The following is a 24,615-nucleotide window of genomic DNA, read 5'->3' as shown; positions in this document are numbered from 1 at the left end:
GAATATGCAAAAGCGCATGTTCGCCACCGCCCGTGAAACCTGCGTGACACCCCCCGGGCTCACCCCCTATGTTGTGCCACGCGTCCTGCGAGGTAAGTCCAGACCAGCGTGGCCGCGGCGCTCGAGGTCAGCTCGGCATGGTCATACGCAGGTGCCACTTCCACGCAGTCCATGCCCACCCAGGGCAGGTCGGCCAGTTCTTCCACCAGCGTCAGCAATGCGGCCGAACTCAGGCCACCAGGCTCGGGCGTGCCGGTGCCGGGTGCAAACGCCGGGTCCAGACCGTCGATGTCGAGGCTGAGGTAGATCGGCGGGTTGCCGTGCGCAGCCAGGCGCTCACGCACGCTGGCCATCACGCCGGCCAGCTGCGCGGGGCTTTCCAGGCCGCGCAGGTCACGGGCGGTGAAGATCTGCCCGCCTTGGTCGCGCACGTATTCGCGGGCCTCCCGCTCACCGGCGGAACGGATGCCCACCTGCGTGAAGCATTCATTCACCACCAGGCCTTCCTGGATGGCCTCGTACACCCAGGTGCCGTGGCCGCTGGGCTCACCGAAGTGGTCTTCCCAGGTGTCGCAATGCGCATCCACATGGAACACGGCCAGCGGGCGGCCGAGTTGCGCCTTCAGTGCGCGCAGGATGGGCAGGGTGATGGAGTGATCACCGCCCAGCCACACCATGTGGCGCTGCGCCAGCAGGGCCGGCAGCTGCCGCGCCATCTCGGCGCGCATGCGCTCCAGGCTGGTATTGGGCAGGGCCAGGTCACCCAGGTCGTCGAGGTGGCCGACCGGCGTGGTGTTGAACAAGGGGTGGATGCCGTCGCACAGCATGTGGCTGGCTTCGCGGATGGCGCGGGGGCCGAAGCGCGCGCCCGGGCGGTTGGTGGTCGAGCTGTCCCAGGCCACACCGGCCAGGCCGTAGGGCCGCGGCGTGGCGGCGGGCGCGCCCACCTTCAGGAAGTGCGAATCGGAACGGAAGGCAAAGTCGGTCACGGCGGGCTCCAGGGCTGGGCGGGCGTGCCTGACAATCCAGACGCCCGATGCCGCTGAAGGCTAGCCGTCACACCACGCCATTGCAATGACCACGCCTGCAAGTTCACTTGATCGCCGGACCCTGTTTGCCAGCGATGCCGTGCGCCACCTGGCCACCGCCAGCGACGCAGAGTTGCGCCTGCTGCAGGTGTTCAGTGTGGTGGTGAGCGCAGGCGGGCTGTCGGCGGCCACCGCCGAGCTGCGCACCGATCTCTCCACCATCAGCCGGCAGTTCAAGGAGCTGGAATCGCGCGTGGGCGCCCCGCTGGCAAAGCGCGGCCGCAGCGGCTTTGCGCTCACGCCCGCCGGGCAGGAACTGCACGCCATCACCACCCGGCTGTTTGATGCGCTGGGCGCCTTCCGCGCCGATGTGGCGCGCATCGCCCGGCCACCCGGGCCGCTGCTGCGGCTGGGCCTTGTGGATGCCTTGATGTCGGCCCCGCTGACGGAGGCCCTGCGTGCGTGCGTGGCCGCGCTGCCGGGCCTGGACGTGCAGGTACAGACGCTGCGGCCGATCGACATCGAGCGCCGCGTGTTGACGGGCGCGCTGGACGCCGGCGTGGTGGCGGCCCGCTCGCCTGCGGCCGGGCTGGCTCAGCATGTGATCTACAGCGAACCCAACAGCCTGTATGTGGCCAAGGGGCACCCGTGGTTTCGCAAACCTGACGCCGCCTTGAGCGACGCCGAGCTGCAGCAGGCCGCGTGGGTCTGCGACCCCTACTCGGCCGACCTGCCCCACCCCGAGCTGGCCGGCCTGGCCGCCAGCCGCACCCAGGCCGACAGCCTCGAAGGCGTGGCGGTGCTGGTGGCCACCGGCTGCTTTGCCGGCTTCCTGCCCGACCACCTGGTGGCCGGCCGCGCGGCCTGGGGCCCGCTGCGCCGGGTGCAGCCGACGCGCTTCAGCCACTGCCAAGACATCGTGCTCACCTGCCGGCAAGGCAAGGTGGACGCGCCAGTGCGGCAGCTGCTGCGCGCGCTCACCCGCACGGCGGGCTGAGCGCTTCGCTGCTGGCGTCAGGCCTTCAGCGCTTGTGCCATCGCCACCGACAGCGGCGTGGTGGCGCGGCCGATCAGACGGCTCAGCGTGTGGCTGTCATCAAACAGCCCGCCCTGGGCGGCACCGACGTCCGAATCCGCCAGCAGCGCGGCGAAGCCTTCCGGCAGACCGGCTTGCTGCAGCGCGCCCTGGTAGGCGGCTTGCGGCAAATCCTGGTACACCACCGCGCGGCCCGACTGGCTCGACAGCTCGGCCGCGAACTCGGCCAGCGTGTAGGACGTGTCACCGGCCAGCTCATGCACCAGCCCGGCTTGCGGGGCCTCGGCCGTGAGCACGGCGGCGGCTGCTTCGGCGTAATCAGCGCGCGTGGCTGAGGCGATGCGGCCCGCGCCTGCGCTGCCAATCAGGGCGCCATGTGCCAGCGCAGGGGCGACCGAGGCCAGGTAGTTCTCGGTGTACCAGCCGTTGCGCAGCAGCACGAAGGGCACGCCGGAGGCTGCCAGCAGCGCTTCGGTCGCCACATGCTCAGCTGCCAGGCCCAGCGGCGAGGTGCTGGCGCGCAGCAGGCTGGTGTAGGCCAGCAACTGCACCTTGGCGCGGGCAGCGGCCTCGATCACGGCCTGGTGCTGCGGCACGCGTTGGCCCACTTCGCTGGACGAAATCAGCAGCACCTTGGTGGCGCCGTGGAAGGCGTTGTCCAGGGTGTCCGGGCGGGTGTAATCGGCCTGGCGAACCTGCACGCCGAGGGCGGCCAGGTCTTGTGCCTTGGCGGGGGTGCGCACGGCGGCAATGATGTGCTGGGCCGGCACGCGCTTGAGCAGGGCGTGGATGACGAGGCGGCCCAATTGGCCAGTGGCTCCGGTGATGGCGATCATGGTGATGGGGCAGCGAGCTGCAAAAAGTGGTTGATGCAGGCAGAATACCGATGGCGCTTACTTTTCGTAAGTACGCACAAAAAGGTAAGTACCCATGGCCACATCACCACGCGCTCACGCCCGTACCCGCAGCGCGCAAGACCAGCCGGTCAAGGCGGGCTCCTCATCGGCGCCCCCGGCCGAGCAGCCGCTGCACACCGCACGCCGCGGCGAGGTGTTTTCAGCGATGTGCCCGTCGCGCGAGGTGCTGCAGCACCTCACCAGCCGCTGGGGTGTGCTGGTGCTGGTGGCGTTGCTGCTGGGCGGCACGCACCGCTTCAGCGAGCTGCGTCGCAAGATCGACGGCGTCAGCGAAAAGATGCTGGCGCAGACGCTGCAAACCCTGGAGGCTGACGGCTTCGTGCGGCGCACGGCCCACCCGGTGGTACCGCCGCATGTCGAGTATTCGCTGACGCGGATGGGCGAAGAAGCCGCGCGTCAGGTGGCCGAGCTGGTCGACTGGATCGAAGGCAATCTGCCGCGCATCCTCACCGGGCGCGAAACCACCGAGGCCTGAGGCACAAGGAGGCCTCAGGCCCGGCGGCCCCCCACGGCTCGTTTGTCAGGCCGGGTTGAGCTTGTCCTGCATGCGCAGCTCGAAGTCAGAGGCGTCATGGCGCTCGTGCAGCTGCTCTTCCAGCGGCCCCCACGCGCGGTTGACCATGCGACCGCGCACCACCGCCGGCCGCGCCGCAATCTCGTTCGCCCAGCGTTGCACATGCGGGTACTCGTGCACCTGCAGGAACTCTGCGGCCTCGTACAGCTGGCCGCGCACCACCTGGCCGTACCAGCCCCAGTTGGCGATGTCGGCGATGGTGTAGTCGTCGCCTGACAGGAAACGGTGCTGGGCCAGGCGCTGGTTCAGCACGTCCAGCTGGCGCTTGACCTCCATCGTGAAGCGGTCGATGGCGTATTCGATCTTCACCGGCGCATACACGTAGAAGTGGCCGAAGCCGCCGCCGAGGTAAGGCGCACTGCCCATCTGCCAGAAAAGCCACGACAGGCATTCCGCGCGCTGGGCTGGATCAGACGGCAGCAAGGCGCCGAACTTTTCCGCGAGGTACAGCAGGATGGCGCCGGACTCGAACACGCGCGTCGGCGTGGCCGTGCTGGTGTCGAGCAGCGCCGGGATCTTCGAGTTCGGGTTGACGGCCACGAAGCCGCTGCCGAACTGCGTGCCTTCATTGATGCGGATCAGCCAGGCGTCGTACTCGGCGCCCGCGTGGCCCAGGGCCAGCAGCTCTTCGAGCATCACCGTCACCTTCACGCCGTTGGGCGTGGCCAGCGAATACAGCTGCAGCGGGTGCTGGCCAACGGGCAGGTCTTTCTCGTGGGTGGCGCCGGCCACCGGGCGGTTGATGCTGGCGAACTGGCCGCCGTTGCCCTTGTTCCAGGTCCAGACTTTGGGCGGGGTGTAGGTGTCAGGCGTGTCGCTCATGGTGGGCTCGTTGGGCAGGTGAGGTTGGCGAAGCAAGTTCAGGCGTCAAGCGTAGTCGATGCACAAGTTGGCTGCCATTGCGGGGGCATGTGGCGGCCCTTGGGTGCCCGGCGGTCGCCAATGCACCGATAACGGGACAAGCCGCACACGTCCACCGCATGCCCCCCCTCCACCACCGCTTCACCACCGCTCCAGAGCTCGGCCCGTCAGACGGTGGTGCGGCCATGGCAGCCTTGCTGGCGATGGGCAAGCAGGAGCGCTGGCACCTGCGCTTCCCGCCCAGCCTGGAGGCGCGCTTCGAGGCCAACACTGCAGCGCAGCGCAGCCGTGATCTGCAAGCCGCGGGTTTGCTGGCGCTGGGCATTTTTGACAGCCTGCTGCTGAACGACTGGATCAGCCGACCGGAGGTGCTGCTGCTGGCCTGCTGGTGGCGCCTGGGGGTGGCCACGCCCTATGCCCTGCTGGTGCTGGCCCTGGTGCGACGCGGCCTGCCACGCGTCTGGCGAGAAGGCGCGATCGGCAGCCTGCTGATCCTCGCGTTGGTGGCGGGCTGCAAGCTGTTCCAGCAGACCACGTCACCCGATGGGATCTACGACATCTTCCTGTTCAGCCTGATCTTCCTAGCTGGCAACGTCGTGTTCCAGCTGCGCTTTGCCTGTGCCTTGGGCAGCTCGATGATCGGGCTGCTGGTCGCCGCCTTCTACCTGTTTGGGCCCGACACCCAGCCCCACCACGCCAAGACCTACGCCATGGGTCTGATGGTGGCGACGGCGCTGTTCACCGCGCTGGCCTGCTACCGCCTGGAACGCGCAGAACGCAGGAACTACCTGCATGTGCTTCGAGAGATCACGCGCAGCGACATGGCCCTGCAAGCGGCCAGCCGCTATGCCGCCCTGGCCGACACCGATGCACTGACTGACCTGGCCAACCGCCGCGCCTTCGATCAGGAACTGCCGCGCCGCTGGGCGCATGCCGCCAACAACGGCCTGGGCATGGCGGCATTGCTGATCGACATCGACCACTTCAAGCAGTTCAACGATCTGCACGGCCACGCCGCCGGTGACGACTGCCTGCGCCGCGTGGCCTGCGCCATGCGCATTGCGGTGCGTGACAACGACCACCTCGCGCGCATTGGCGGCGAAGAGTTTGCCGTGTTGCTGCAGCCCGCCACGGTGTCGTCAGCCACCCGGCTGGCGCAGCGGCTGAGGGCCGCGGTGGTGACCGCCGGCATCACGCACAACGGCTTGGCGGGGCAGCCGCTGGTCACCATCAGCGTGGGCTTTGTGGTGACCGGCCCACCCATGCTGCTGGCGCCCGATGCCCTGATGGACGCCGCCGACCGGGCGCTGTATGAGGCCAAGCGGCAAGGCCGCAACCGGTGCGTGCGACTGGACGGGCAGACCTTCCTGCCGGTGTGAGCGGTGGGTGCGGCGGGTGCGCCGCCGCACCCACCGCCGGCATCAACCCGGCTCGTCGAGGTTCTGCCGCATGCGCTGCAGCAGCGCCTGCAGCGTGGCCAGCTCCGCCTGGGTCAAACCGGCTGAAGCACGTGCGCTCACCGAGCGGCTGATGTCGTTCAAGCGCGCCAGCAAGGCCTGGCCCTGCGGGCTGACGAACAGCAGCACATTGCGCTTGTCGGCAGGGTCGGGGGCAGCGCCCAGCAGGTCGCGCTCACGCAGGCCCTTGATCAGCCGGGCCAGCTGCGCCTTGTCGCGCCCGCTGTGCACGGCCAGGTCACTTTGCGTGGCCATGGGCCGCCGGCCAAAGAAGCCCAGCACCTTGGCTTCCATGTGCGTCAGCGGCGCGTCACCGGCCTGCAGCGGCTGGTATTGCTGCGCGCGCACCTGGTGCATCAGCGTGTGCACCAGGTCGAGCACGGCGTCGGCACCGTCCTTCAGGCCTGATGCAGCCGGCTTGCCCACATGGTTGACATTGTCAATTGCTTTGCGCATGATTGATGACATTGTCAATCAATATTCAAAGCCACACCATGCGTGAAGACACCCATGCCCCAGCCCGCCGCGTCGAACGCGTGCGCCACGAACTCAAGCGCCGCGACCTGACCGTGCTGCGCGTGACCGACCTCAGCCCCCATGTGCGCAGCATCACCCTGCATGGCGCCGACATGGCCGACTTCATCAGCGCCTCTTTCGACGACCACGTCAAGGTGATCTGGCCCACGCCCGAAGGCGCCGAGCCCGTGCGCCGCGATTACACGCCGCGCCGTTTCGACACCACCACCGGCGAGCTCGACATCGAATTCACCCTGCATGGCGACGGCCCCGCAGCGGCCTGGGCCGCGCAGGCCCAGCCGGGTCAGCCGCTGATGGTGGGCGGGCCGCGCGGCTCCTTCATCATCCCGCTCGACTACGACTGGCACCTGCTGGTGGGTGATCTGTCGGCCCTGCCCGCCATCGCCCGGCGCCTGGAAGAGCTGCCCGCCGGTGCCCGGGTGACCGTGCTGGCCGACGTGGCCCCGGAAGACCGCCGCGCCCTGCCCAGCCGGGCACAGGTGAGCCTGACGTGGGTGGACGGCACCAGCGCCCTGCTGGCCGCAGCCCGCGCCCTGACACTGCCCGACGGCGAAGGTTATGCCTGGTGCGCCGGCGAAGCCGCCGCCATGACCGCCCTGCGCGCGGTGCTGGTGAACGAGAAGGGCGTGCGCAAAGACCAGATCCGTGCCGCCGCCTACTGGAAGCCCGGCGCAGCCGACCACCACGGCAGCATCGAGGACTGACAGCCGCCCGGCTCTATACTTCGCACGCGAACTGTTCGCATGCGAAGTATCTGGAGCCTGCCCGTGGCCACCCGCCCTCCCCGTCTTGTATTCCTGCTCAACAGCGCCCAGCGCCGCCTGCACCAGTGGATGGCGACCGAGCAGGAACGCGCCGCCTTGTCAGGCGATCGCCTGCCTACCCCCGTGCAAAGCGGCGTGCTGTTCATCCTCGCCCGCACCGACGGTGTGCCGATGGGCCAGCTGGCGCAAGCGCTGGACCTGGCGCCATCCGCCATCTCGGGCCTGGTGCAGCGCATGGCCTTGCTGGGCTGGCTGGAACGCCGCCCCTGCGAAGCCGACGCCCGCACCCAGCGCGTGTGGCTCAGCGCTGAAGGCGCCGCCCAACTGCCCGGCCTGCGCACGGCCCTCACCCGCGTCAACCGCCGCCTGACAGCCGGCTTCAGCGAGGACGAGCTGCAGACCGTGGCGCGTTGGCTGACGCACGTGCAAGCCCTTGGAGACACCCATGACTGACCGCACCCCAACCGCAGCCCCTGCCCCAGCCGCTCCGGTCACGGCCCCAGCCCCCGAGCCCATGACCGTGACCTGCGCCGACGGCCAGCGCCTGCAAGCCCACTGGTTCGGTGCGCGCGGCGAGGTGCATCCGCACCCGGTACTGATCAGCCCGGCCACCGGCGTGCGGCAGCAGTTCTACTGGCGCTTCGCAGACTGGCTGGCCAGCCAGGGCCACCACGTGATGGTGTTTGATTACCGCGGCATCGGCCTCTCGCTCGATCGACCGCTGGCCGGGCACCCGGCGCAACTGGTGGAGTGGGGCCAGCAAGACCAGGTCGCCGCCATCCAGGTCGTGCTGCAGCGCAGCGGCGCCACCCAACTCGTGCTGGTCGGCCACAGCGCGGGCGCCCAGATGATCGGCCTGCTGCCCAACCACCACCGGGTGGCGCGGCTGGTGGGCATGGCGGCGTCCACAGGCTGGTTCGGCGGCATGCGCCCGGCGTTTGCGCTCAAGGCCAAGCTGGGCCTGGGCGTGCTGGTGCCACTGGCCACCGTGTTCAAGGGCTACGCGCCTACTTCGTGGTTCGGCCTCGGCGAAAACCTGCCCGCCGCCGTGGGCCGCCAATGGGGCCAGTGGTGCGCCGCCGGGGGCTATGCCACCAACGCCGTGCGCCACCACGGCGCAGCTGACTTCCACGCTGACGTGACCACGCCGATCACCGTGTTCCACGCCACCGACGACGACATCGCCACCAGCGCCACCGTGAAGGACCTGCTGCGCACCCTGCCCGCCGCACCCTACACCGTGCACACCGTCCACCCGGCCGACCACGGGCTGCGCCACATCGGGCACCTCGACTGGTTCAGGCAATCACACCGCGGGCTGTGGCCGATGGTGCTGGCCGCGGTGCGCGGGCAGGCCAGCCAAACCGCCGCTTGACGAGGCACCTGGCCTCGCCTTGCGCGCTCCTCAATTCAGCGCCGACGTCACCAGCGCCGCCAGACTGGCATCGCTCTGAAAACCGGCCGCGAGCGCCCGCGGCGTGCTCAGCGGTGGGAAGCGCCCGAACAGCGCTTCGATGTGCGGCTGCGGTGCGTGGCTGACCAGGCCGCGCGCCGCCGGCCCGTGCTGCGCCACCAGGGCGTCCACCAACTCGCTCATCGAGTACCGCACCGCCGGCAAGGTGATGGCGCACGACTGGCCCCAACCCGTGGTGTCCACCACGGCGGCATGCAGCAGGTTGTCCACCACGTTGGTGATGGACGAGGCCCAGGTCGTGGCCTCCGGCGACATCGGGCAGATCACGCTGCGGCCCGCGGCCACCTCGCGGATCATGTCGCTCAGGAAGGCCGACAGTTGCCCCGTGCGCTGCGGCGGACGGGCGAGCACACCGGGCAGGCGCAGCGAGCGGCCATCTACCCAGCCGCGGCGGCTGAAGTCGTCGACCAGCACCTCGCCCACCACCTTGTGCGCGCCGTAGGTCAACAACGGGCGCAGCGCCGTGTCATCGTTGACTTCCGCGGGCAGCGCACCAAACACCGCGATGGAGCTGGCGAATACGAACACCGGCGCCCGCCCGCCGGCCTCGACCTGTTGCTGGCCACGCGCCAGCAGCCACTGCGTCGCATCCAGATTCACACGCCGCGCCAGTGTCGGGTCCGCCTCGGCCATGCCACCCGGCACGCTGGCCAGATGGAAGATCACGTCGATGGGCTCGGTGCCCAGTGCGGCCGTCAAGGCAGCATCCAGCCACGCGGCATCCGTCAAGTCGCCAGCCAGGTGCTGGGTGATGCCGCCCGGCGCTGGCGAGTCGCCAAAACCAAGGTCGGTCAGGATCAGGCGCTGAAGAGGGCGGCCGCCGAGGCTGGCCGCTGCCTGCAACCGGCGCGCCAACGCCCCGCCCACAAAACCGGCCGCGCCGGTGATCAGCACATTCATGGCGCCAACCTCAGCCTGCGGCCAGCACGCGCTGGCGGATGACGCCAAACGGGCCGTCGCGTCCGTCCTCGAAACGCGCCTGCATGCGCACCTCGTCACCGAAGCGCATGAACGGCGTGCGGATCTCGCCGAGGTCGATCTTCTCGATCACGCGGCGCTCGGCGATGCAGGCCGAGCCCGCGCTGCGAGACACGTTCGACACCGTGCCCGAGCCGACGATGCAGCCTGCCGTCAGCCGCCGCGTGCGCGCGGCATGCGCCACCAGCTGGCCGAAGTGGAAGTTCATCTCGCCACCATGTGGCTCGCCAAAACGCTCGCCGTTCCACTGCACATGCAGGCGCATCTGCACCCGGCCGCCCTGCCAGGCGCTGCCCAGCTCGTCGGGCGTCACGGCCACCGGCGCGAACGACGATGACGGCTTGGCCTGCAGGAAGCCGAAGCCGGTTTTCATCTCATGCGGGCCGAGGGCACGCAGGCTCCAGTCATTGACTTGCACGATCAGGCGGATGCAGCCGAGCGCCGCGTCCGCTGACACGCCCATCGGCACCGGGCCGCACACCACCCCGAACTCGCCCTCGAAGTCGATGCCGTCGGCTTCGCTGGGCAGTGGCACGTCGGCGTGCGGGCCGAGAAAGTCGTCGCTGGCGCCCTGGTACATCACGGGCGTGGTGTCGAACTGCGGAATCGGCGGCGTGTTGAAGGCCTGCTCCATCAGGTGCCCGTGGTTCAGGAAGGCCGAGCCGTCGAGCCACTGCGGGCTGCGCGGCAGCGGCGCACCACAGGCTTGCGGGTCAAAGTCGAAGGCCTCAGCGGCCTGGCCGGCTTCCAGTGCGGCAGCCACCTGCTGCAGCTGCGGCTGCACCTCGTCCCAGCGCGGCAGGGCGTCGATGAGGCTGGGGGCAATCTGCGGCACGGCCACGGCGCGGCTCAGATCGGCTGACACCAAGACCAGGCGACCGTCCAGGCTGCCGTTGCGAAGGGATGCGAATTTCATGGTGCGACCGGGACATCGGTGGGGTTGGCGAAGGTGGCCGTGATGGCCGGGTCAAACTGCCCGTCCACTAGCACGAACAACATGCGGCAGGGCTGGCCCGAGCGGTTGGCCCAGGCGTGGTTGGTGCCACGTTGCACCACCACGCTGCCGGCGAGCAATTGCACGTCACCGGTGTCGAGCACCAGCGTCAACTCGCCAGCGATGACCACGCCGAAGTCGATCGACTCGGTGCGGTGCATCAGCGGGTGGGGTGAGTGCGCCTGCACGGTGGAGGCCGCCTCGTCGCCGATCTGGGAGAAGGCCTGCTTCATGCGGGCCGCACCGTGGGCGAGGAACTCGTCGGTGTCGGGTGGAATGTCGACGAAGCGCACGCGCGTGCCGCGTGGTGGCGGCGGCAACGTCAACGGGCCCAGCGTCGGGTCGGCGCCGTTGTTCAGCGGGGCCGGCGTTTCCGTGGTGCTCCACACCTCGTGGAACACCGTGCCGGGAATCGCGGCAATCTCGACCACGCTGGGCAACGGGCCTGAGCTGGCCACGATGGCCTGGCCTTCTGCATCGTGGCCCGTCACCACACGGTGGATGGCGGGAAAGTGATTGACTGGCGCGCTCATGCGGCCTCTCCTTCGAAGATGGCGACTGCACGGGTCCAGCCGGCAGATGCGCCGCGGATCTTGTGCGGGAAGCAGCTGATGGTGAAGCCATGCGCTGGCAGGGCTTCGAGGTTGTGCAGCTTCTCGAGGTGGCAGTAGCCGATGTCGCGGCCGGCCTTGTGGCCTTCCCAGATCAGCGCCTTGTTGCCGGTCTCCGCCACCTTCTTCGCGGTGTATGAAAACGGCGCGTCCCAGCTCCAGGCGTCGGTGCCGGTCAACCGCACGCCGCGCTCGAGCAGGTACATGGTGGCCTCATAGCCCATGCCGCAGCCGGCGCCCAGGTAATCCTTGTGGCCGTAGCGGCTGCCGGCGCGGGTGTTCACCACCACGATGTCCAGCGGCTGCAGCTCATGGCCGATGCGCGCCAGCTCAGCCTCCACGTCGGCGGCGGTGGCCACATAGCCGTCGGGGAAGTGACGGAAGTCGAGCTTCACACCCGACTGGAAGCACCACTCCAGCGGCACCTCGTCAATCGTGATGCTGGGCCGGCTGCCGCCGTTCTTGGCGTCCTGCGTGGAATGGAAATGCCAGGGCGCATCCAGGTGGGTGCCGTTGTGGGTCGTCAACGTCACCCACTCGGCGGCTGCGGCTTCACCGTCGGGGTAGTCCTCCGCCGTGGTGCCGGGCAGCATGGCCATGAACTCCGGCAGCGTGTCGGCATGCTGCTGGTAGGTGATCTTCGGCGCCAGCGGCGGCGGGTCAGAGAGCACATCGTTTTCGAGGTAGATCGACAGATCCACGAAACGGCGCTTCGGGCGGGTGGGCAGGTTCGAGTTCATGGGGTGGCCTCGGCCGACCGGGTGGTCGGCATCAAGCGGGCAAAGAGAACGATGGCAACGATGTCGATGAGCAGGGCTGCGGCGCCAAGCCCGCCGTAGCCGAAGGCCTTGACGAGCGTGCCGCCCAGCACCGGCCCGATGGCCGAGCCGATCATCAGCATGGCGGGGGTGGCGGCGGTAGCGCGGCCGGTCACGTCGAGCTTGGCCAGCAGGCCGAAGGCAAAGGTGTGGGTGAACAGCATGGGCACCACGAACACGGCAGTGGCCAGCGCGTAGGCCTCGAAGCCGCTGCTGACCGCGATGGTCAGCGCCAGCACGCCCTGCACGGCCGGGCCTGCCAGCACCACGGTGCGGGCATCCACGCGGCGCTGCAGCAGCGCGGCGATGGCGGCCGGGAACAAGTTCACCAGGCCGATGGCGATGAGCACGGCCGTGACACGCTCCGTGCCAAAGCCGCGGTCCACGCCGACGCGCTCGACGAAGCTGAACACCATGGCCTGCGCCACGGCCATGCAGCTGATCGCGGCGATGCCGTACCAGATGACACCCGGCAGGCGCTGCCCCGACGCGCGAAACGACTGCGAGGCTTGCGACTCTTCATCGGGCACCGGGAAGGCCAGCGTTGACGTGATCGCGGCCAGCGCCATCACGCCGCCGAACACGATGAACAGCACCGGGCCGCCCAGGGCCGCCACCAGCTGCGGCGTGCCGCCGAGGAACAACACCGCAAACGCCCCGAGCGCCATGCCGACGATGGCGAACAGGCGGTGCGGATTGGCGCTGCGGCCGATCGTGCCGTGCGTGAAGCTCAAGCCCGTGCCGGCGCTGAAACCGGCCACCGCATGCAGCACCGCCAGTTGGTTGAACGCCGTGGTGGTGGAGGCCGCAAAGAAGGCCGCCGCGGCCACACCAAAGCCCAGCGCTGCCGCGGGCCGGCCGCGCAGCCGGTGAAAGCGCGGCGCGAACACCGCACTGGCCAGCACCGCGCCCACGAGGAACAAGGTCACCAGCGCGCCCGCCTGCTGCGGGTCGAACGCGTAGTGGGCGATCAGTGTGCCCACCCACACGGGCAGCGCCACCAGATCCACCATGCCGGCGCAATGCGCCACGGCCAGGGCCAGGCGCCCGGTCCGGCTATCGGTCTTGATCATGCGGTGTGCTCCGGTCAGATGGGCTGGGACAGGGCCATCAGCGAGTCGCGCATGATGCGACCGTGCTCTTCCTTGTCGCCCCCGCTGATCTCGATCTCGCCGAGGCGGGTGGAGTTCTCCACCACCATCCGGCAGCGCTCCCAGCGACGCGCTTCAAACGCCGCGAGCGCGGTGGGCAGGTCATCACCACGGCCCAGCTCTTCGGCCAGCACCAGCGCATCTTCAACGCCAATGCAGGCGCCTGAGGCCAGGTGCGGCGTGGTGGCATGCACGGTGTCGCCGATCATCACCACGCGGCCGTTGGCCCACGGGCGCGGCATCAACAAGCCTTCCAGCGGGCGGTAGTTGATCTGTGATTCCGGGGTGATCTGTTCGCGGATCTGGCGCAGCACCGGTGCGGGGAAATCGGCCAGCAGATCGCGCAGGCGGTCGGCGAAGGTGGCGGGGTCGACGTGCTCGTTGACCGGCTTGGGCTCGGTGACGAACAGGTACATCTCAGTGGCCGACACCGGGTTCACGCCCGGCTTCACCTGCGGGCCGATCCACATGGTGGCGGTCTCGACCTCAGGCAGGCGCGGCAGCACGGCGCGCCACACGGCCTGGCCGCTGTAGCGCGGCTTCGGCGCGTCCGGGAACACGGTTTCGCGGACCTTCGAGTACAGGCCGTCGGCGCCGATCACCAGGTCATAGCGCTGGCTGTCGCCGTCGTTGAAGGTGACGGTCACACCGTCCGCGTCTTGCTCGATGGCGGTGAAGGTGCAGCCCAGGCGCACGTGCGTACCCGAGGCACGCGTGGCATCGGCCAGGATGCGGGCGAGCACCGGCCGCATGATGGCGCCGCCGCCCGGCACGTCGGCGCCAGCGATGCGCGGGGTCGGGATCTCGGCGACCTTCGGGCCATGCGGCAGGTGCAGGTGCACGCCGTCGGTGGCGCTGCCCTCGGCCATGAAGGCGTCGAGGATGCCGAGCGTGCGGAAGGCGCGCAGCGTGGCGCCACCCAGGCTGATGCCGGCGCCGTAGCTGCGCCAGCCCGCGTCGATTTCAACGAGGTCGACACTGGCGCCGAGCTTGCGCAGCTGGATGGCCGCGGACATGCCGGAGAAGCCGCCACCGATGATGAGGATGCGTTGGGTTGAGAGGTTCATGGGGTTGTCTCCGAATCTTGTTGAGGGGCGAGGAACACCTCGCCGTCGGGGTCTGTGCGCAGCGACAGCGGGGTCAGTGCATCGCCCAGGCAGGGGCCGAGCGTGCAGCGGCCGGTGTCGATCTCGAACAGCGCGCCGTGGGCCGCGCACACGATGCGGTCGCCCGCAGCATTGAGGTACGCATCGCGGCGCCAGGCCAGCGGCGTGTCGTGGTGCGGGCAGCTGTTGACGTAGGCCGCCAGCTGCTCGCCACGGCGCACCACGAACAGCGTGTCCTGACCGGCGCCTGCGGTGTCGAAACCGCGGGCACCGCCGTCAGGAATGTCATGCACGTGGCACAGGCGCATCGCTCAGCCCTCAGTGCGCTGGCTTGCCACCGGGAGGCGGGCCCGAAGGCGCCCACTTCTCGCGGTTCTGGAACAGGAAGAGCTGTGAGGCGTCGGCGCTCATCGGCACCTCGCGCGCGGTCCAGCTGTCGTCATGCAGGTCCATGTCGGCGTCGTATTCCACATGGCAACCCAGCGGCGAGTTGAAGTACCAGAACCAGTTGCTGCCGAAGCGGTGGCGGCCCGGGCCCCAGAAGCTCTGGTAGCCCTTCTCAACGAAACGGCTGCCGGCCAGCAGCACCTCGGTGGGGCCGCCCATGTGGAAGGTGAAGTGCTCGCAGCCCTTCATGAACGGCGGTGTCTGGATCATGAACAGCGAGTGGTGTTCGGTGGTGCCGGCCGGACGCAGGAAGGGGCCGACGCCGGTGAACCGGTCGGTGCAGACAAAGCCCAGGCGCGCATAGAAGGCCTCGGCCTTGGCTGTGTCCGGCACGAAGTACACGACGTGCGAGAGCGAACGCGGCAGCGCTGGCATCTCAGGGGGCAGGCCCAGGGCGTTGACGCCGCGCTGCGACACGGCGCCGGGGGCGTTCACGGTTTCAGCCGGCATCGAGAGCGGGCGACGCACCGTGACCTGGAAGGCCAGCGCAAAGCCGAGGTCATCCACGCTGCGCAGCACACCGCCTTCGCGGGTGACGGTGCGGTCGCGTTGCAGCTCGGCCTCGATCGCGTCGAGCGTGGCCAAGTCGGCCACACCGTATACGGTTTCGCGCAGCAGGCTGGCGGTGCCCAGATCAGCCGGCAGGCTGGGGTCGTCCTTGGCGCGGATGAGCACCGCGGTGCCGTCCAGCGCTTCGAAGCGGCCATTGCCAGCATCGCTCAGGCCGTAGTCGATCAGGTATTGCCGGCAACCGGCCAGGTCGTCCACGCCGAAGACGAGGGCGTCGAGTCCAATGATGTTCATGGTGGGTTTCTTCCTCAGAATTCGAATCGTTGTTGGAGGGGCCGCCGTCACAGCCAGCAGCCGCTGCAGCGGGGGTTACGTCCGGCCGCCCAGCGTCTCGGCCACCCAGTCGGCGATGTACTGACCGGCGTTGATCGAGTTGTCGAAGCTGGCGTGCTGCGCGCCGCCTTCGCGGTCGGTGAAGACCTTGAGTTCGCGCTTCGGGCTGTTCACCAGTTGCTCGTAGGTGCGGTGCGCCCACTTGAGCGGGATCTGCGAATCCTTCTCGCCGTGGGTGACCAGGAAGGGCACGCGGATCTTCTCGATCACGCCGTCCAGGTGCACGTCTTCGGCGATGCGCATGAAGTCGTCGACGTCCTTGGCGCCCCATACCCAGCAGACGTGGGCCCAGTAATGCGGCACGGGGAAATCGCCTTCCTTTTCCAGGCGGCGCTTCTGCACGTCGCGCCAGTCGTGGTTCGCGCCCCAGCACACGCCGGCGGCAAAACGCGGCTCCATGGCCACGGCGCGCGGGCAGTAATAGCCGCCCAGCGACACGCCTTCGCAGCCGATGCGCTTGGCATCAACGTCGTCGCGCGTTTCCAGCCAGTCCACCACGCGGCTGGCCCAGTGTTCGGTGTCGAAGCGGGCAGTCAGGCCTTGCAGGCGCAGGGCTTCGCCGGTGCCCGGCTGGTCCACCACCAGCGACGACACGCCGCGCTGCGCCAGCCAGCCCGGCAGGCCCACCAGGTGCTTCATTTCCTTGGTTGAATCCAGGCCGTTGAGCTGCACCAGCACCGGCGCGCGCTCACCCGGCCGCAGGCCTTGCGCGGGCAGGTACAGGGCCGACAGGTACCGGCCTTCGTACGGAATCTCGACGCGCTGCACCGGATCACCCAGCAGGCGCGAGCCCTCCTGGAACAGCGCCAGCTCACGCCGGTACATCGCCAGGCGGCCCGGTGCGTCATGGGCCTGCAGGCGCTCGGCCGTGATCAGGTAGCTGGACGCGCGGCGCAGCTTCTCGCCGGCCGAGCGCTGGCGGCCACGCGCCAGGTCTTCATCGGCTAGTTCGCACAGCTGGTCAGCCATGCGTACCCAGGTCTCGCGGAAGGCTTTCGTGCCGGCGGCGTCAGGCGCCTTGGCGGCCTCCTGCAGCGGGGCGCACATGGCTTCGATCTCGCCGATGCGCGCGCCCATTTCAATGGCCAGATCGACCGAGAGATTCCAGACGTAGTTGGTGGGAAAGTACTTGAACATGGTGTGTCAATGCTTCGCGGTGAGCGAGCCGTAGAAAGCCGCTGAATCTTCAGCGACGCGGTGCTGACGTTTCAGCAGAAAGTGGCCAAGCGCCGGCACCAGGACGAGTGCGCCGAGCATGTTCCAGACGAACATGAAGGCCAGCAGCAAGCCCATGTCGGCCTGGAACTTGATGGGGCTGGCGACCCAGGTGATGACGCCCACAGCCAGCGTCACGCCGGTGAGCATCACCACCTTGCCGGTGAACAGCAGCGCGCGGTAATAGCTCTCCGACAGGCTCTTGCCTTCGCGCAGCTGGGCCAGGGTGACGGACAGGATGTAGAGCGCGTAATCCACGCCGATGCCCACGCCCAGCGCGATCACCGGCAGCGTGGCCACCTTCACGCCCATGCCCAGCGCCACCATCAAGGCCTCGGCCAGGAAGGACGTCAGCACCAGCGGCAGCACGGCCACCACCACGGCCCGCCACGAGCGGAAGGTGATGAAGCACAGCAGCACCACCGCGCCGTAGACCATGGCGAGCATGGTGTGCCAGGCGTCACGCACGACGATGTTGGTGGCGGCCTCGATGCCGGCGCTGCCTGCGGCCAGCATGAATGTGGCCTCGGGGCTGTTGTTGACGCTGGCGAATGCCTCGACGTGCTGCACCACGCGGGCCAGGGTGTCGGCCTTGTGGTCACGCAGGTACACGTACAGCGTGAGCAGGTTGCAGGCGTCGTTGTAGAGCCCGCGCGGCGCACCGGCGGTGACGGTGTTGAGCATGTCCTGGTTGGGCAGGAACTCGTACCAGCGCGGGTTGCCCTCGTTCAGGCCCGACAGCACGCGGCGGTTCAGCAACGACAGCGTGTTGGTGCTCTCCACGCCGTCCAGCTGGCGCAGCTGCCACTCCAGCGCGTCGATCTTGTTCAGCGCGGCATAGTTCGAGCACTGGCCGTCGGGCGTTTTCACCATCACGGCCAGCACGTCACTGCCCGCGCCGTAGGCCGAGGTCATGAAGGCCACGTCGCGGTTGTAGCGGCTGTCGGCCCGCAGTTCGGGCGCGCCGGGGTCCAGGTCACCGATCTTCAACTGGGTGCTGGCGGCATAACCACCCACGCCCATCACAAGGCCGGCGAGCACAGCCACCGTGGCCCAGCGACGCTGCGTGAAGCGATCAAGGAAAGCCCACAGCGGGTGCTTGGCGGCACCGGCCGCATCGGCCTGCTCGTCACGCAGGCTGCGTGCCGCGGCCGAGGCACTGACGCCGGTGTAGCTCAGGCCGATGGGCAGCAGGATCAGGTTGGTGAAGATCAACACGCCGACACCGATGGAGGCGGCAATCGCCAGCTCGCGGATCACCTGGATGTCGATGACCAGCAACACGGCAAAGCCCACCGCGTCGGCCAGCAAGGCGGTGAGGCCGGCCAGGAACAGGCGGCGGAAGGTGAAGCGCGCAGCGACCAGCTTGTCCACGCCGCGGCCCACGTCCTGCATGATGCCGTTCATCTTCTGCGCACCGTGGCTCATGCCGATGGCGAACACGAGGAAGGGCACGAGGATGGAGTAGGGGTCGAGCGCAAAGCCGAGCACCGGCAGCAGGCCGAGCTGCCACACCACCGCGATCAGCGAGGCCAGCACCACCAGCGCGGTGGAGCGCATGCAGCGCGTGTACCAGAACACCATGGCAGTGGCGATGGCCACGGCCAGCGCGAAGAACACGAGCACGGCGCGCACACCTTCAATCAGGTCGCCGATGATCTTGGCGAAGCCGGTGATGTGCATCTGCACGCCTTCCGCCTCGTACTTGGTGCGCAGGGCTTCCAGCCGTGTCGACAGCTCGGCGTAGTCGATGGCCTGACCATCGGCGCCCTTGGCCAGCAGCGGCACGAACAGCACGCTCGACTGCGCATCACGCGCCACCAGCTGGCCGATCTCGCCCGAGCGGGCCACGTTGCTGGCCAGCGCCTGCAGCTTTTCCGGTGAGCCGTCGAAGCCGTCCGGGATCACCGGGCCACCTTCAAGCCCGTCTTCGGTGACGCCGACCCAGCGGGTGGTGGGCGTCCACAGCGACTTCATCCGCGCGCGGTCCACGCCGGGCATCAGGAAGACTTCGTCGGACAAGCGGCGCAGCGTGTCCAGGTAAGCGGCCTGGTAGATGCTGCCCTTGGGCTGGGCCACGGCGATGCGCACGGCATTGCCCAGGCCGCTCAGCTCATGCTGGTTGGCCAGGAAGTTCTGGATGTACGGGTGGCGGGTGGGAATGGTCTTTTCGAAGCTGGCATGCAGTTGCAGGTGCGTGGCTTGCCAGCCCAGCAGCAGCGTGACCAGCGCGCACAGCAGCAGCACCACACGGCGGTGGTTGAACAGGGCTCGCTCAATCAGTGAGCCTGAGCGGGTATCAAATGCCGGCGCGTTCACGGGCGCTCTCCTGTTTCTTTTGCTTTTGCCTTGTCTTCAGCAGGCGAGACCAGCGTCACACCGGTGGCACCCAGCGCCAGCAGGCGGCCGTCGCGCAGCGGCAGCAGGGCCGAGGGCAAGGCCAGTGGCGCAGCGCGCAGCGGCACCAGTGCCTGGCCCTGCACCTGCAACACCAGGCCGGCCTGGCTGGCGAGCAGCAATTGCCCGTTGCTGCCGCGCACCGCGGCGGTGATGCTGGCGGGCACGGGCGAGGCCAGGGCCTGCCACTGCGCACCGCCATCGATCGACCGCCAGACGTTGCCGCGCAAACCGGCCAGCAGCCATTCGCCCGAGGCGCTCACGTCCCCCGTGAACCAGCTGCCGGCATACGGCGAAGCCAGCGCACGGAAGTTGCGGCCGCCGTCAGTTGACGTGGCCAGCAGGCCTTGTTCACCGGCCAGCAGCAGGGTGTCGCCGGCGCGCTGCGCGACGTACCAGTGCAGGCCTTTCGGATTCGGCAGGCGGTCCATCCACGGCTGCCAGGTCACACCGCCGTCGGCGCTGTGCATGGCCAGGCCATAAGCGCCCACGGCCAGCATGCGCTTGGCGTCCCACAGCAGCACATCGAGGAAGGGTTTGTCGGGGCCGTCGGCCACCAGGCGGGCGGCCTCTTGCTGGGCTGCCGGCGTGGCGGCGGCCTGCTGCGCGGCAGCGGCCACGCGGCGGCCATCGAGCCGCAGCGTCCAGCTGGCGCCGGCATCGGCGGTGGTCAGCACGGTGCCGGCATGGCCCACGGCCACACCGTTCCGTGCATCGGCAAACCGCACCATCGTCAAGCTGACGCTCACCGGGCACGGCGCCTGGCGCCAGGTGCGCCCTTCATCGTCACTCAGCGCCACCAGGCCGCGCTCACCCACGGCCACCAGGCGCTGGCCAGCCCGGGCGGCGCTGAGCAGCACCGCGCGTTCCGGCGCAGCCGTGGCCAGGGCCGGGCGCTGCAGGGCATCACCCACCGGGGCTGCCGGCGTGGCAGCTCCGGGGGCCGCCGCGGCCGTGGCACCCTGGGCCACCACCAAGGCCGCAGCCCAGGTGGTAGCAATCACAAGAGAAAGTCGCATGGTTCTGGTCGCCTCAGCGAACGCCCTCGCCAGCCATGGCATCGGGTGTGAAGAAGCTGTCCGGGCGACGCGGGACGATCTGGTAGTGCTTGTTGCGCTCATTGACCACGCCGCTGGCGTACCAGGCACCGGAGATCAGGTCATTGAAGCCCCACTGCTGTTGCGGCGTGGTGGCAGGCAGGTCCGGCATCACCACCGGGTGCGACCACAGCGTCTTCCACAGCTGACCGTTGGCATCCCAGCGGTCACCCAGCACGGCCACCCAGGTGTCTTCATCGACGTAGTAGCGGGCCTTGGGCGCCTGGTGGCGCTGGCCTGCCTTCAGGGTCGATTCCAGCACCCACACGCGGTGCAGCTCCCAGCGCACATGGTCAGGGTTCAGGTGGTTGGCCAGCAGCACATCGCTGTCCTTGGTGGGTGTGTGCAGGCGGTTGCTGTTGTAGGGGATCAGCATTTCCTGCTTGCCGACGATCTTCCAGTCGAAGCGGTCAGTGCGGCCCGACAGCACGTCCACTTCGTCGAAGCTCGCCACGCCGCCCGATGCCGGGGTGGGCGTGTCGCAGCAGGCGTTGGGCAGCTTGCGCACGCGGCGCTGGCCGGTCAGGTAGACCCAGACGCCAGTCTTGTCCTGGTCCAGATGCTGGCGGCCGGTGATGGCCTCGCCGGCACGCACGGGCGGGCCGCTGTTGACCAGGCGGATCAGCCAGTAGTCGCCGCTGAACTTGCTGTCCTGGCCTTGGGCGTAATAGGGCATCTGGAAATCACCCGTGCCCTCGACCGACAGCACGCGCTGGCCGCTGGCCGTGCCCAGGTAGCCGCGGAAGTCGGCCTGCCAGGCTTCACCGCGCCAGTGCAGTTCGTTGTTGGCGACGATCTCCTTGCCCGACTTCGGGATCGGGAACGGGATACCGCCAAACGCGCCCTTCAACACTTCGCCGTCGAGCTTGGCGCTGGTGGCGTTCTGGAAGGTGTTGTCGTAGACCCATTGCGGCGCAGCGGCCGTGCGGTGCGTCTTGTAGACATCCACGCGGAAGGTCTTCGGGTACTTCTTGAGCAGCGCCTGCGTGCCTTCGGTCAGCTTCGATGCGTGCTGGGCCAGGTTGTCGGCGGTGATGCTGTAGATCGGCTTTTCGTTGGCGAAGGGGTCGCCGCGGCGGCCACCGCTCTTGTAGCCGGCCACGGGTGTGGTGTAGCCGCCGGTCCAGGCCGGGATGCTGCCGTCGGCGTTGCCGGCCTTTTCGGCTCCGAACGGGGTCAGGGTGGATTTCAGCTTGGCCGCTTCGTCAGCGGTGACGGCGGCGTGGGCCACGCCCGCCAGCAAGGTGGCGGCCAGCAGCGCGCCGTGAGAGAGGGTTCGCATAAATCAGTCTCCGGAAATCAGAACGTGGTGCGCAGCGACAGCGTCACGGAATCGCGGTCCTTCAGGGCCTGCAGGAATTGCGCGTTGTTGGCGTTGTCCAGCGTGGGCGCTTCGCGGCCGAGGTAATGCACAACACTGAGGTTGGCATTCCAGGTGCCGAGGTACACCGCCCCCAGGCCGAAGGTCAGATCACCGCCCTTGTCGACGGCGAAGCCCGGCCCGACTGCCGAAGATTTGCCCCAGCCATAACCCAGACCTACGCTGGGCGTGAGGTCCAGACCCGGCAGCACCTGGCGGTACGACGGCGCGAACACCAAGCGCATCGCCGTCGCGGACTTTTGTGCATTCGGGTTCAGCATCGCTTCGTTCTTGGTCACCTTGACGCGGGTGTTCCAGGCCACTTCGCCGAGGAAGCTCGTCTCATTCGCGAGCCAGTTGGGGCCGAGGCTGGCGAGCCACGAGAACTGCGCATGTGCCGTGTCGCCCACCGCATAACCGGGGTTGCTGTTGTTGTCGAAGCCCACGCCCAAGCCGATGGCCGGGATCACCGACTGGCCCGAGCTGGCCAGCGGCGAGTTCTGCCGGTACGACGCCTCACCGGCCAAGCCCCACTCGCCCACGCTCTTGGCGAAGCTGACGCCGAAGGCGCGAATGCCTTCGTGGTACGCCCAGCGGTAGCTGCTGGCCGAGAGGGCCGGCGGCGCGCCAGAGAGCGTCGTCCAGATGTTGCTCGGGCCGGTGGCGTTGTAGCGAATGGCGTAGAAGCCGAGGTCGGTATCGATGTCTTCAACACGCCAGCGCACCTGCAGGCCGTACTGGCCGCCGTTGCGCGCTTCCAGATCGCCCGCGTTGACGAACTGGCCGGTGGCGCCGGCGTTGATGCGCTCACCACCCGCGCCCAGCGAATCGCTGGTCGAGAGATACGCACCCACCGGCATCAGCCGGGTCTTTTCCCACTCGTAGCCCACGTACGCGCCGACCGACACATCGGCCGACAGCTGCACCTGGCCCGAGAGCTTGCCGGTGGGGCGTGCGATCTCCTTGAACTGCGCGTTGGGCACCGACAGCAGCTTGGGCAAATCGAGCGGCGCCTGGCCGCCGGCAATGCCGTTGGCACCGAAGAACAGGCTCTCGCCCCACAGCAGTGTGTGGCGGCCCAGGCGCACCGTGACGGGCTTGTCTGCCAGCTCGAACTTGCCGAACACGAAGGCGTCGAGCAGCTCCAGCTTGCGGCCCATCAGCTCACGGGTTTCGCTGGTGAAGGCGTTGCCCGGCGTGTGGTTGGCCGTGAAGGTGGTGTTGTCGTTGCTGCGGTTGTAGACCTGGTCGTACCAGCCGGCGGCGCTGACGCGCGCACCGATGTTGCGATAGCTGAGGTCGAACTCGCTCAGCAGGTCGAGGCGGCTCGACACCAGGCCGCGGCCGAAGTTGTTGTCGCCATCATCCTGGTTGATGTTGTTGGCGCCCACGATGCCGGTGGGGCCGAACGCCGTTTGCGACAGGCCCGGCGACGCCTTCTTGAGTCGCGCCGCAGCGCTGTACTTGACGGTGTTGTCCCAACGCAGCTTGAGGTCGGGGACGTCGGTGTCGATCTCCACCGCGTGTGCACCGCAAGCGGCGAAAGCAGCCAGCGCCAGGGCGCCCAGACGACGTCGATGTGGTGAGTGCAGCAGGCGCGTGCCCGCAGCTTGTCGGATGCTCATTCCGTGTCTCCTTTGTTGTTTTGGTAAAGGTTCAACGAGAGCGTACGGACTCACGGCCTTCAAGAAAAATGGGTTGTTTCCAATCAATGATTCGGTTTGGTGAATACTTCGTGGGTTAACCCTTGATCCCATCCACACGTCGCCATGCGCTTCAACCGCCTTGACCTGAACCTGCTGGTCGCCCTGGACGCCTTGCTGACCGAGCGCAGCATCACGCGCGCCGCAGAGCGTCTGAACCTCAGTCCGTCGGCCACCAGCAATGCGCTGGCGCGGCTGCGCGAGTACTTCGACGACGAGTTGCTGGTGCAGGTCGGCCGCAAGATGGCGCCGACGCCGCGCGCACTCGGGCTGGAAGAAGCCGTGCGCGATGTGTTGGTGCGCGTCGACAGTGCGATCGCGATTCCGCCGCAATTCGATCCGTCCACGTCGGACCGGACCTTCCGCATCTTTGCTTCGGACTACACGCAGCTGGTGTTCGTGCCGCACCTGCTGGCGCTGGCCAGTGCCGAGCGCTGCGCCGCGCGCTTCGACTTCCTGCCGCAGGTGAGCAACCCGCAGCGCAGCCTGGAGCGCGGCGAGGCCGATCTGCTCATCATCCCGCGGGGTTTTCTCTCACCCGACCATCCGCAGGAGCTGCTGTATGCCGAGGACTTCGTCTGTGCGGTGTGGCGCGACGGCACGATGGCGCGCGGGCCGCTCAGCGCCGAGCGCTACCTGGCCGCCGGCCATGTGGTGATGCAGCCGCAGGGCGGCACCGGCAGCTCGTTCGAGCAGGAGATGGCCACGCGGCACGGCGTGACACGGCGCGTGGCCGTGACGAGCTACGGCTTCGCCACCCTGCCCGCGCTGGTGGTGGGCACCGACTTCGTGGCCACCGTGCATGCCCGCCTGGCGCGCCAGATGCAGCAGATCTACCCGATCGAGCTGCGCCCTTCGCCCCTGCCCATCGCCCCGATGGAGCAATGCATGCAGTGGCACAAGTACAAGTCCCAGGACCCGGGGCTGGTGTGGTTGCGCAGCCTGCTGCGAAGGGCGGCGGTGCGGATGGATGCGGAGCCTATCAAGGCGTGAGATGGGCGCGCTTTGCCGGTGCGGGCGGGAAATCCACCTGCACTGGCGCGGTCTCGTGCGGGTGATTGGTGACGCGGTTGTCGCCGAATGTCAGGTGTTTCGACCGAATAGAGTCGTAAACCGGACACCCCGAGAAACCTGGACATCAGGCTTGGCGACTCGACCACTCGCGCCCGGGAAGTCGTCAACGACCT

24 protein-coding genes are annotated in these 24,615 nt (G+C 68.5%); 7 read left to right on the top strand and 17 right to left on the bottom strand.

Annotated features, from left to right (window positions below; all coding sequences use genetic code 11):
• Positions 1-59 precede the first annotated feature (59 nt).
• Entirely contained in the window at positions 60-989 is a 930-nt protein-coding gene (gene speB, locus AACH00_RS00480; protein WP_341396974.1) for an agmatinase, read from the bottom strand.
• An 85-nt stretch (positions 990-1,074) separates the two neighbouring features.
• On the opposite strand from speB, the gene AACH00_RS00475 reads away from it, so the two are divergent.
• Complete coding sequence (locus AACH00_RS00475) at positions 1,075-2,025, top strand: LysR family transcriptional regulator (protein ID WP_341396973.1); 951 nt, start codon at positions 1,075-1,077, stop codon at positions 2,023-2,025.
• 17 nt (positions 2,026-2,042) lie between these two features.
• On the opposite strand, the gene AACH00_RS00470 is transcribed toward AACH00_RS00475, so the two are convergent.
• The gene (locus AACH00_RS00470) at positions 2,043-2,900 is read right to left on the bottom strand and encodes an SDR family oxidoreductase (protein ID WP_341396972.1); all 858 of its coding nucleotides are present in this window, start codon (positions 2,898-2,900) and stop codon (positions 2,043-2,045) included.
• A 226-nt stretch (positions 2,901-3,126) separates the two neighbouring features.
• Here AACH00_RS00470 and AACH00_RS00465 point away from each other — a divergent pair, with 226 nt between their 5' ends.
• Positions 3,127-3,456 (top strand): winged helix-turn-helix transcriptional regulator, encoded by a 330-nt coding sequence (locus AACH00_RS00465; protein WP_341397455.1) that lies wholly within the window; start codon positions 3,127-3,129, stop codon positions 3,454-3,456.
• A gap of 45 nt (positions 3,457-3,501) precedes the next feature.
• Here the strand turns inward: AACH00_RS00465 and yghU are convergent, their stop codons facing one another.
• The gene (yghU, locus tag AACH00_RS00460; RefSeq protein WP_341396971.1) at positions 3,502-4,377 is read right to left on the bottom strand and encodes a glutathione-dependent disulfide-bond oxidoreductase; all 876 of its coding nucleotides are present in this window, start codon (positions 4,375-4,377) and stop codon (positions 3,502-3,504) included.
• A gap of 158 nt (positions 4,378-4,535) precedes the next feature.
• Here yghU and AACH00_RS00455 point away from each other — a divergent pair, with 158 nt between their 5' ends.
• Positions 4,536-5,795, top strand: a complete 1,260-nt coding sequence (locus AACH00_RS00455) for a GGDEF domain-containing protein (protein ID WP_341396970.1) — start codon at positions 4,536-4,538, stop codon at positions 5,793-5,795.
• A gap of 42 nt (positions 5,796-5,837) precedes the next feature.
• On the opposite strand, the gene AACH00_RS00450 is transcribed toward AACH00_RS00455, so the two are convergent.
• A complete protein-coding gene (locus AACH00_RS00450) occupies positions 5,838-6,329 on the bottom strand; it encodes a MarR family winged helix-turn-helix transcriptional regulator (protein ID WP_341396969.1) in 492 nt (163 codons plus the stop codon).
• A gap of 38 nt (positions 6,330-6,367) precedes the next feature.
• Between AACH00_RS00450 and AACH00_RS00445 the strand changes: the two genes are divergently transcribed.
• From AACH00_RS00445 to AACH00_RS00435, 3 genes are read left to right on the top strand one after another with little or no spacing between them, the layout of a single operon-like run.
• Positions 6,368-7,114: a siderophore-interacting protein gene (locus AACH00_RS00445; protein WP_341396968.1), complete on the top strand. Its 747-nt coding sequence runs from the start codon at positions 6,368-6,370 to the stop codon at positions 7,112-7,114.
• Between the two features lie 39 nt (positions 7,115-7,153).
• On the top strand, positions 7,154-7,627 hold the full coding sequence (locus AACH00_RS00440; protein WP_341396967.1) for a MarR family winged helix-turn-helix transcriptional regulator: 474 nt from the start codon (positions 7,154-7,156) through the stop codon (positions 7,625-7,627).
• Positions 7,620-8,549, top strand: coding sequence for an alpha/beta hydrolase family protein (locus tag AACH00_RS00435; protein ID WP_341396966.1), 930 nt, complete (start codon positions 7,620-7,622; stop codon positions 8,547-8,549). Before AACH00_RS00440 ends, AACH00_RS00435 begins: the two co-directional genes overlap by 8 nt.
• Before the next feature lie 30 nt (positions 8,550-8,579).
• Here AACH00_RS00435 and AACH00_RS00430 read toward each other — a convergent pair whose 3' ends face one another.
• The 13 genes from AACH00_RS00430 to AACH00_RS00370 form a co-directional block, all read right to left on the bottom strand.
• The gene (locus AACH00_RS00430) at positions 8,580-9,548 is read right to left on the bottom strand and encodes an NAD-dependent epimerase/dehydratase family protein (RefSeq protein ID WP_341396965.1); all 969 of its coding nucleotides are present in this window, start codon (positions 9,546-9,548) and stop codon (positions 8,580-8,582) included.
• Positions 9,549-9,558: 10 nt separating this feature from the next.
• Positions 9,559-10,542, bottom strand: a complete 984-nt coding sequence (locus AACH00_RS00425) for a fumarylacetoacetate hydrolase family protein (protein ID WP_341396964.1) — start codon at positions 10,540-10,542, stop codon at positions 9,559-9,561.
• Entirely contained in the window at positions 10,539-11,153 is a 615-nt protein-coding gene (locus AACH00_RS00420) for a cupin domain-containing protein (protein WP_341396963.1), read from the bottom strand. Before AACH00_RS00420 ends, AACH00_RS00425 begins: the two co-directional genes overlap by 4 nt.
• Complete coding sequence (locus AACH00_RS00415; protein ID WP_341396962.1) at positions 11,150-11,971, bottom strand: cyclase family protein; 822 nt, start codon at positions 11,969-11,971, stop codon at positions 11,150-11,152. Before AACH00_RS00415 ends, AACH00_RS00420 begins: the two co-directional genes overlap by 4 nt.
• A complete protein-coding gene (locus AACH00_RS00410) occupies positions 11,968-13,122 on the bottom strand; it encodes an MFS transporter (protein WP_341396961.1) in 1,155 nt (384 codons plus the stop codon). The genes AACH00_RS00415 and AACH00_RS00410 overlap by 4 nt, the downstream gene beginning before the upstream one ends.
• 14 nt (positions 13,123-13,136) lie before the next feature.
• Entirely contained in the window at positions 13,137-14,267 is a 1,131-nt protein-coding gene (locus tag AACH00_RS00405) for an FAD-dependent oxidoreductase (RefSeq protein WP_341396960.1), read from the bottom strand.
• Positions 14,264-14,614 carry a Rieske (2Fe-2S) protein gene (locus AACH00_RS00400; RefSeq protein ID WP_341396959.1) on the bottom strand — a complete coding sequence of 117 codons (351 nt, stop codon included), beginning with the start codon at positions 14,612-14,614 and terminating at the stop codon, positions 14,264-14,266. Before AACH00_RS00400 ends, AACH00_RS00405 begins: the two co-directional genes overlap by 4 nt.
• A 10-nt stretch (positions 14,615-14,624) precedes the next feature.
• Entirely contained in the window at positions 14,625-15,557 is a 933-nt protein-coding gene (locus tag AACH00_RS00395; protein WP_341396958.1) for a VOC family protein, read from the bottom strand.
• Between the two features lie 75 nt (positions 15,558-15,632).
• Positions 15,633-16,793, bottom strand: a complete 1,161-nt coding sequence (locus AACH00_RS00390; protein WP_341396957.1) for an alpha/beta hydrolase family protein — start codon at positions 16,791-16,793, stop codon at positions 15,633-15,635.
• 6 nt (positions 16,794-16,799) lie between these two features.
• Complete coding sequence (locus AACH00_RS00385) at positions 16,800-19,190, bottom strand: efflux RND transporter permease subunit (RefSeq protein ID WP_341396956.1); 2,391 nt, start codon at positions 19,188-19,190, stop codon at positions 16,800-16,802.
• Positions 19,187-20,287: a WD40/YVTN/BNR-like repeat-containing protein gene (locus tag AACH00_RS00380; protein WP_341396955.1), complete on the bottom strand. Its 1,101-nt coding sequence runs from the start codon at positions 20,285-20,287 to the stop codon at positions 19,187-19,189. Before AACH00_RS00380 ends, AACH00_RS00385 begins: the two co-directional genes overlap by 4 nt.
• A 13-nt stretch (positions 20,288-20,300) precedes the next feature.
• The gene (locus tag AACH00_RS00375; protein WP_341396954.1) at positions 20,301-21,647 is read right to left on the bottom strand and encodes a DUF1329 domain-containing protein; all 1,347 of its coding nucleotides are present in this window, start codon (positions 21,645-21,647) and stop codon (positions 20,301-20,303) included.
• 17 nt (positions 21,648-21,664) lie between these two features.
• On the bottom strand, positions 21,665-23,350 hold the full coding sequence (locus AACH00_RS00370) for a DUF1302 domain-containing protein (protein ID WP_341396953.1): 1,686 nt from the start codon (positions 23,348-23,350) through the stop codon (positions 21,665-21,667).
• 144 nt (positions 23,351-23,494) lie between these two features.
• Between AACH00_RS00370 and AACH00_RS00365 the strand changes: the two genes are divergently transcribed.
• On the top strand, positions 23,495-24,421 hold the full coding sequence (locus AACH00_RS00365) for a LysR family transcriptional regulator (RefSeq protein WP_341396952.1): 927 nt from the start codon (positions 23,495-23,497) through the stop codon (positions 24,419-24,421).
• Positions 24,422-24,615 lie beyond the last annotated feature (194 nt).

The sequence above is a fragment of the Ideonella margarita genome, from assembly GCF_038066635.1.
GTDB lineage: Bacteria > Pseudomonadota > Gammaproteobacteria > Burkholderiales > Burkholderiaceae_C > Ideonella > Ideonella margarita.
Note: the sequence above shows the minus strand (reverse complement) of the source record. Positions and strands in the feature narration are given on the sequence as shown.

Bases quoted from the DNA above. Each gene is read 5' to 3' on its own strand.
- AACH00_RS00475 (WP_341396973.1), top strand. From the start codon at position 1,075: ATGACCACGCCTGCAAGTTCACTTGATCGCCGGACCCTGTTTGCCAGC.
- AACH00_RS00470 (WP_341396972.1), bottom strand. From the start codon at position 2,900: ATGATCGCCATCACCGGAGCCACTGGCCAATTGGGCCGCCTCGTCATC.
- AACH00_RS00465 (WP_341397455.1), top strand. From the start codon at position 3,127: ATGTGCCCGTCGCGCGAGGTGCTGCAGCACCTCACCAGCCGCTGGGGT.
- yghU (WP_341396971.1), bottom strand. From the start codon at position 4,377: ATGAGCGACACGCCTGACACCTACACCCCGCCCAAAGTCTGGACCTGG.
- AACH00_RS00455 (WP_341396970.1), top strand. From the start codon at position 4,536: ATGCCCCCCCTCCACCACCGCTTCACCACCGCTCCAGAGCTCGGCCCG.
- AACH00_RS00450 (WP_341396969.1), bottom strand. From the start codon at position 6,329: ATGCGCAAAGCAATTGACAATGTCAACCATGTGGGCAAGCCGGCTGCA.
- AACH00_RS00445 (WP_341396968.1), top strand. From the start codon at position 6,368: ATGCGTGAAGACACCCATGCCCCAGCCCGCCGCGTCGAACGCGTGCGC.
- AACH00_RS00440 (WP_341396967.1), top strand. From the start codon at position 7,154: ATGCGAAGTATCTGGAGCCTGCCCGTGGCCACCCGCCCTCCCCGTCTT.
- AACH00_RS00435 (WP_341396966.1), top strand. From the start codon at position 7,620: ATGACTGACCGCACCCCAACCGCAGCCCCTGCCCCAGCCGCTCCGGTC.
- AACH00_RS00430 (WP_341396965.1), bottom strand. From the start codon at position 9,548: ATGAATGTGCTGATCACCGGCGCGGCCGGTTTTGTGGGCGGGGCGTTG.
- AACH00_RS00425 (WP_341396964.1), bottom strand. From the start codon at position 10,542: ATGAAATTCGCATCCCTTCGCAACGGCAGCCTGGACGGTCGCCTGGTC.
- AACH00_RS00420 (WP_341396963.1), bottom strand. From the start codon at position 11,153: ATGAGCGCGCCAGTCAATCACTTTCCCGCCATCCACCGTGTGGTGACG.
- AACH00_RS00415 (WP_341396962.1), bottom strand. From the start codon at position 11,971: ATGAACTCGAACCTGCCCACCCGCCCGAAGCGCCGTTTCGTGGATCTG.
- AACH00_RS00410 (WP_341396961.1), bottom strand. From the start codon at position 13,122: ATGATCAAGACCGATAGCCGGACCGGGCGCCTGGCCCTGGCCGTGGCG.
- AACH00_RS00405 (WP_341396960.1), bottom strand. From the start codon at position 14,267: ATGAACCTCTCAACCCAACGCATCCTCATCATCGGTGGCGGCTTCTCC.
- AACH00_RS00400 (WP_341396959.1), bottom strand. From the start codon at position 14,614: ATGCGCCTGTGCCACGTGCATGACATTCCTGACGGCGGTGCCCGCGGT.
- AACH00_RS00395 (WP_341396958.1), bottom strand. From the start codon at position 15,557: ATGAACATCATTGGACTCGACGCCCTCGTCTTCGGCGTGGACGACCTG.
- AACH00_RS00390 (WP_341396957.1), bottom strand. From the start codon at position 16,793: ATGTTCAAGTACTTTCCCACCAACTACGTCTGGAATCTCTCGGTCGAT.
- AACH00_RS00380 (WP_341396955.1), bottom strand. From the start codon at position 20,287: ATGCGACTTTCTCTTGTGATTGCTACCACCTGGGCTGCGGCCTTGGTG.
- AACH00_RS00375 (WP_341396954.1), bottom strand. From the start codon at position 21,647: ATGCGAACCCTCTCTCACGGCGCGCTGCTGGCCGCCACCTTGCTGGCG.
- AACH00_RS00370 (WP_341396953.1), bottom strand. From the start codon at position 23,350: ATGAGCATCCGACAAGCTGCGGGCACGCGCCTGCTGCACTCACCACAT.
- AACH00_RS00365 (WP_341396952.1), top strand. From the start codon at position 23,495: ATGCGCTTCAACCGCCTTGACCTGAACCTGCTGGTCGCCCTGGACGCC.